Raw genomic sequence first — 5,931 nt, 5'->3', positions numbered from 1 at the left:
CATAAGTAGAGGTTTCGACAGAATCAACTTTGCCGTCGCCGTTGAAGTCATAGCTGGTGGATGTCCGGTTGCCCTTGGCATCATAAGTATAGGTTACGACAGAATCAAGTTTGCCGTCACCGTTGTCGTCACGGCTAAAGTATGTCAACTTGCCCTTGGCATCATAAGTATAGGTTACGACAAAATCAAGTTTGCCGTCACCGTTGTCGTCATCGCTCTCGGATGTCAACTTGCCCTTGGCATCATAAGTATAGGTTACGACAGCATCAAGTTTGCCGTCACCGTTGTCGTCACGGCTAAAGTATGTGCGGTTGCCCTTGGCATCATAAATATCGGTTATGACATAATCAATTTTGCCGTCGCCGTTGATGATGTAATCGCTATCGGATGTCAACTTGCCCTTGGCATCATAAGTATAGGTTTTGACAGAATCAAGTTTGCCGTCGCCATTGTAGTCATAACTCTGGGATGTCAGGTCATAGCGGTAGGTAATAACTGAGTCTATTATCCCATCAGTGTTGTTGTCTGTCCTCTCAGATATCACTTTGCCATCGACATCGTAAGTGTAAGTTGTGGTTGAGGTCATAAATTGGTGTTCCTTATCTGTTTGATTTCAGTTGTTTTACTACTGTATTTATTATCTAATTTGTCAATGCGTAAGAGAGATGTAGCAGTACTACATCTCTCTTCAATAAGTAGTCGGACAAAAATATTTACAGTCATTGCGATCGCTCGCAATGACATTGTGTAATTAATTCTGTCTGACTACTTATTTAGATGCGATCGCCCTATAGCAAGATTCTTATTATGATACGGCGTTGCTGATTAGATGTATGAATCTTGGTGTAGAGACGTTGCATTGCAACCTCTCTACAAGGGTTTTTAAATCACGCAAAATCATTTTTATACCTGGATTCAGCAACGCCTATGATATAATACCAACTCTAAACTAACATTAAAGAATTCACAATTTTACAAATTCATGCGATGTGCAAGTTATTCTTAGAACCCCTCTCCAAACCTATCCCCGAAACGGAGAGAGGCTTTGATTCTTGCTCCCCTTCCCTGCAAGGGAAGGGGCTCGGGGTTAGGTTTGAAAGAAAGTTGCACACGGCGCAAATTCATAATTTTACTCACCATTACTAAGAACTTTTTGCTGTTGATAACGCAGTTTAAATTGCTGTTGTTGTATTTTGTGATCCACAATAGGTTCAGGATAGCCAACAGCATGACGTTCCAAAGATGGAATTTTCCCAGTAACTAAATATTCTGTATCTACAGACCGCAATTCTGATACCCATTGCCGAATATATTCCCCTTCTGGATCGAATTTTTGTGTTTGACTGGCTGGGTTAAAAATCCGTACAGGTTTGGGGTCCATGCCGCTAGAAGCACTCCATTGCCAACCGCCATTATTGGCAGATAAATCACCATCGATCAGGTGCTGCATAAAGTATTTTTCTCCCAATTGGGGATTAATTAGCAAGTCTTTAGTGAGGAAACTGGCAACAATCATTCGACAACGGTTATGCATCCAGCCGCTTTCATTCATCTGGCGCATGGCTGCATCCACAATCGGGTAGCCTGTTCTCCCCTCACACCAAGCTTGGAAGTGTTCTTCGTTAGTTTGCCAAGGAAAATTCTTAAAGGTGTCACGGAAAGCACCATCAGCTAATTCAGGAAAGTTATACATTGCGTGTTGATAAAACTCCCGCCAAGCTAATTCCTGTTGCCATGTGCGGATATTAACTGCTGTTTCTTCACTGCGGCTGTTTTCCATTGCTTCTATGGTGGCTTGCCAAACGGTGCGAATGCCAATTACCCCAAATTTTAAAGCTGCACTCAGTTGCGATGTTCCGTCAACTGCGGGGAAATTTCGCTGTTCTTGATATTCAGTAATAGCTTTATTAGTAAATTCCTCTAGCCGTTCTTGCGCCGCCGCCTCTCCCGGTGAAATAATCAATTCTCCATCCCAGATAAATCCTAAATCTTTTGCTGAAGGTAGTGCGATCGCTCCTGCAAGTTTAGCAATTTCCTGTTCGGCTTCCGTTAATCCCTCAATATCTTGCAGTGTTTCTACTGGTTGAGCCTTCGGTTTGGTAATCCAATTTTTCCAGAAGGGTGTGTAAACCGTATAAGGATTTTTACTACCCGTGCGTAACTCCTCTGGAGAGTTGAGGATTTGATCCCAGTTTTGGTTAAGAAACTCAATACCTTTTTCTTTGAGGGCATTTATAATGGTGCGATCGCGTTCTTGCGAATAAGGCTCTACATCCCAATTCCAAAAAACAGCTTTGGCATTTATTGCTTCTGCTAAAGCTGGTATCGCTTGTACAGGATCGGCGTGGAGTATTAACAGCTGGCTACCAATTTGAGCATATCGCTCTTGGAGTTTCTGCAAACAGCCAATCATATAAGTTACTCTCACAGGAGCAACATCATCCCGTTCCAGAAGATTTGGATCGAGGCAAAACACAGCCACTACCTTCGGACTCCGCCGTTTTGCCGCAGCCAGTCCCGTATTATCAGAAATGCGTAAATCGCGCCGATGCCAAAACAGAATTAAGTCAGACATTCCATGCTGAATATAGTTCACCCGTACTAGCTTAGATGCTAGTGGTACCAATAAGCATCATTCTGGCGATAAATTTATTCTTTTAATGAGCATTGGGCATAAGACGCAGGGGAGCAGAGGGGCAGAGGGGCAGAGGGGCAGAGGGGCAGAGGGGCAGAGGGGCAGAGGGGAAAAATTTACTACAACTTCCCCTGCTCCCCTGCTCCCCTGCCTCTCCTACTCTCCAATTCCCACTCCCCATTCCCCGGTTTGTCAATCGGGAATAGTGGCTTTTCATCTCAAAATTGAGTATACTCTTCTTAACAGTTAATTAGTCTTTTTGTCATGGCTAACCTACTACTTAACGACGGTACGATTGAAAGCGATTTAGACGAAATAGCCCGCGAACTTGCGCCTCTTGGCATTCAACTCAAACACTACGACCCAGGAACATCGCTACTCTTCCCTAATCTGCTAGAGCAGGACGTTTTAACTGAGACCGAGAAACGTTATTACGTAGAACTGCATAACAGCGTTTTTGAATTTCTTCAGCAAGAAAATGGCGCTCTCTGGTGTGACTTACTAAATGTGCATCCAGGTTCGTTCAATCTTCACCACCTGATCGCAACCTACGGTCGTTACCATACTCATCCTGCGCCTGAACCCATTTATGTGTTGTCAGGAGAAATGATTTATGGCTTCGTGCGACTTGATGGCAGCCAGGTACAGCTTTTAGTTCAGGCACAAGACTATCTCTACATCCCCGCCGGCGTTGAGCATTGGTGCAGCCCAACTGCATCGTTGAATTTCAAAGGGATACGCTATTTTGCGATCGCAGAAGGTTGGGTTCCCAATTATACAGGAACTCAAGTGAGTGATTCGATTTAAAAGCCGCGTTAAAGATTCTTGTTCTTGTAGCCATGCGTGGTTTTTATTACTTTTTGACTACTGAAAACAGTTTTTAGGTAGGCGTAGCCCACCTTATCTACAAGACGCTCCGCGAACGGCATTTCACGTCTTTTACCCAACCTCACGAAATCGCGTTGCTCCCCCCAAGCCCTGCAAAATGCGCTGTCTTTGAGTATATCCTGTGGTCTTTAAAGCAACAGCCTCGATTTGACTGTAAAGAAACTGGGGCAAAAGCCAAAGGAGATAGGCAGCTGCCAGGGTCAAAAGTGTGCGCTGTGGTTCTTGAGAGAGAATATGCCAGTTGGTTGCTAAGGCTCGATTCACTAATTTTACAGCCATTGCACCATCTTGAAGTCTGACTGCTCTACGGGCTAAGTAGCGCAGCTGGTAAGCTCTAGCTAGTGTTTCCCATTGATTAACTATTTCTGGAGCGTAGGAGCGTGTCTTTTCAATCACTTTTTCCCAAGAATCTAATTGCTTGAGCATATTTGCTGAAAGCCCACCTGAATTCACGCGATACAAAGTCAGGGCTTCAGAAATGCCCTCTATTTGCCAATCAGTCTGAATGGAAATGCGAATCCAACATTCGATATCCTCCGATTGGCGGAAGTGTTCGTCAAAATAAAAATCCTCTATAGAACCGTAAAGATTATCTTGGAATTTAATAGCTTCAAAAACTTCTCTGCGAATCACCGGAGCCGAGCCATTGCCAACCGGATTCCGGCAAAGTAAATAGGGTATGGTAATTCCTTTGAGCTTAGGCATCTGATACGTACCTAAGGCTTTGCCAGCTTCATTGATAAAAGCAGAACGGCTAAAGCTAACGCCTACATCTGGCGAACTTTCCAGGTGAGCAACCTGTTTTTCTAGCTTCTGAGGCAACCAAAGGTCATCTGCATCTAAAAAAGCTAAATATTCTCCTTGAGCATGGCGAATACCAGTATTCCTAGCTCCAGCTAGCCCCCGATTTGCCTGGTGAATAATTTTAATTCTGGGGTCAGTGAATTGCTGACAAATCTCTATACTCCTGTCCAAAGAAGCATCATTGATAATGAGAAGCTCGAAATTTTTATAGGTTTGATCGAGAACAGATTGCACAGTAGCAGCTATATAGTTCTCGACTCCATAAACCGGAATAATTACAGAAACTTTTTTCATCTTTAAGACTGACTTTGTTTCAGTCACGCTCTGCTGTTAATTTGTAGTGTTAATACCGTAATCTCTGATATTGCAATAGAAATACTACCTGCTGTCTACGATCACATTTTTGTTGATAGTATCCGACCAGAACCAGAATTATCCATCTGGTTATCCGCCTAGTCGTAGGCTCGACATCAACTCTCAACATCGCCTACAACGATACAATAGACTTAACCACAATAATCAGGCAATCGCACCAATTACAGAGATGTTTTTATTTCGCTTTTGTGGACGAGGTGCGTGTGCTCGTTGTCCTTTGGGAGCACGGGCAAACAATGGCACCAAAGATAAATTTACGCCGGATTCATCAATAAAAACTAGGTTTTCCGCGAGAATACCTTGGACTAATTGCCAAAAGCCTACCCGTAGTGATTGGACTCGCTCACTTTCTTTTTCGCTGGCGTGCAGTGTTTTTTTACTTTTATATTCATCATTCGCAACATTCTATCCATTGTCGTTTGGCCAACTTCAACTCCTGTTTTTTGTTCTAAATGGCTACAAAGTTCATTCAATGTTGCATCCTTATTGGCTTCCACGGTTTGTTTGAGAATGCTTAATTGCTGTGCATTTAACTTCATTGGTGTTTGTTGTATGCAAACCTTGGGAGCGATATTTCCAACTTCTCTATACTGTTTAAGTAGCTTTTCAACAAAACTTAAGGCGAGTCGAAATCTCTTTGCTAGATGACGCTGAGATATTCCGCCTTCAAAGTAGGTATCGATAATCTTCTGACGTAAGTCGAGCGAGTATGCCTTCATTTCTACTTGGGTAAAATGCACAACCTAATTTACCAACCGTACCTCACTAGACCGGAAAACGCTATAAACGCTATTCGTGATTTGAGTATTCCCTATTTTATTAGCGCCCTGACATACTAAAATTGCTGCAAGTATTTACTTTACCTTTGAGCATACTGTGAGAGACCAGTTAATTAAATTCAGTAGACCGAAAACTTTTGCGATCGCTCTGTGATGGATACCTACGGATCTAATTGTTGCCTAAAAAACTGTACTTTTCGATACGGTTTTGGAAAAATTCGTTGACCAGTATTACATAATTAAAACTAATACTTTGTCGGTCAAGGTAAGGGTAGCTTTTGCACCAGAACAATGTTCTGGTACTGTGTTATGAAATTTTTGTAAAGTATTGAGGTGAAGAAGCAAAAATTTTGATTTATACCAATTCTGTATGAAGATGCGCCAAACTACGTCAAACTTATAGATGGGTGCATTTAGTAATTTTGTTATGAGTCGTCCATTCCAAATCGA

At 42.6% G+C, this 5,931-nt stretch carries 6 protein-coding genes; 1 reads left to right on the top strand and 5 read right to left on the bottom strand.

Going from position 1 to position 5,931, the window contains the following annotated elements:
- Nucleotides 1–586, bottom strand: a 586-nt coding sequence (locus V7K45_RS22585) for a hypothetical protein (protein ID WP_335007225.1), incomplete at its 3' end; no start/stop codon positions are given.
- A 543-nt stretch (nt 587–1,129) separates the two neighbouring features.
- A complete protein-coding gene (locus tag V7K45_RS22580) occupies nt 1,130–2,575 on the bottom strand; it encodes a deoxyribodipyrimidine photo-lyase, 8-HDF type (RefSeq protein ID WP_335007224.1) in 1,446 nt (481 codons plus the stop codon).
- Nucleotides 2,576–2,899: 324 nt separating this feature from the next.
- Here V7K45_RS22580 and V7K45_RS22575 point away from each other — a divergent pair, with 324 nt between their 5' ends.
- Entirely contained in the window at nt 2,900–3,442 is a 543-nt protein-coding gene (locus tag V7K45_RS22575) for a cupin domain-containing protein (RefSeq protein ID WP_335007223.1), read from the top strand.
- Nucleotides 3,443–3,574: 132 nt separating this feature from the next.
- Here the strand turns inward: V7K45_RS22575 and V7K45_RS22570 are convergent, their stop codons facing one another.
- The 3 genes from V7K45_RS22570 to V7K45_RS22560 form a co-directional block, all read right to left on the bottom strand.
- Nucleotides 3,575–4,621: a glycosyltransferase family 2 protein gene (locus V7K45_RS22570; RefSeq protein WP_335007222.1), complete on the bottom strand. Its 1,047-nt coding sequence runs from the start codon at nt 4,619–4,621 to the stop codon at nt 3,575–3,577.
- 401 nt (nt 4,622–5,022) lie between these two features.
- Nucleotides 5,023–5,442 carry a helix-turn-helix domain-containing protein gene (locus V7K45_RS22565; protein ID WP_335007221.1) on the bottom strand — a complete coding sequence of 140 codons (420 nt, stop codon included), beginning with the start codon at nt 5,440–5,442 and terminating at the stop codon, nt 5,023–5,025.
- A 270-nt stretch (nt 5,443–5,712) separates the two neighbouring features.
- Nucleotides 5,713–5,931: hypothetical protein (locus V7K45_RS22560; RefSeq protein ID WP_335007220.1), on the bottom strand; the 219-nt coding region annotated here is incomplete at its 5' end.

This window comes from Nostoc sp. (genome assembly GCF_036917375.1).
Lineage (GTDB): Bacteria > Cyanobacteriota > Cyanobacteriia > Cyanobacteriales > Nostocaceae > Nostoc.
This window is presented reverse-complemented; position numbering and strand designations above follow the sequence as displayed.

Coding starts and splice junctions, on each gene's coding strand:
- V7K45_RS22580 (WP_335007224.1), bottom strand. CDS start 2,575: ATGTCTGACTTAATTCTGTTTTGGCATCGGCGCGATTTACGCATTTCT.
- V7K45_RS22575 (WP_335007223.1), top strand. CDS start 2,900: ATGGCTAACCTACTACTTAACGACGGTACGATTGAAAGCGATTTAGAC.
- V7K45_RS22570 (WP_335007222.1), bottom strand. CDS start 4,621: ATGAAAAAAGTTTCTGTAATTATTCCGGTTTATGGAGTCGAGAACTAT.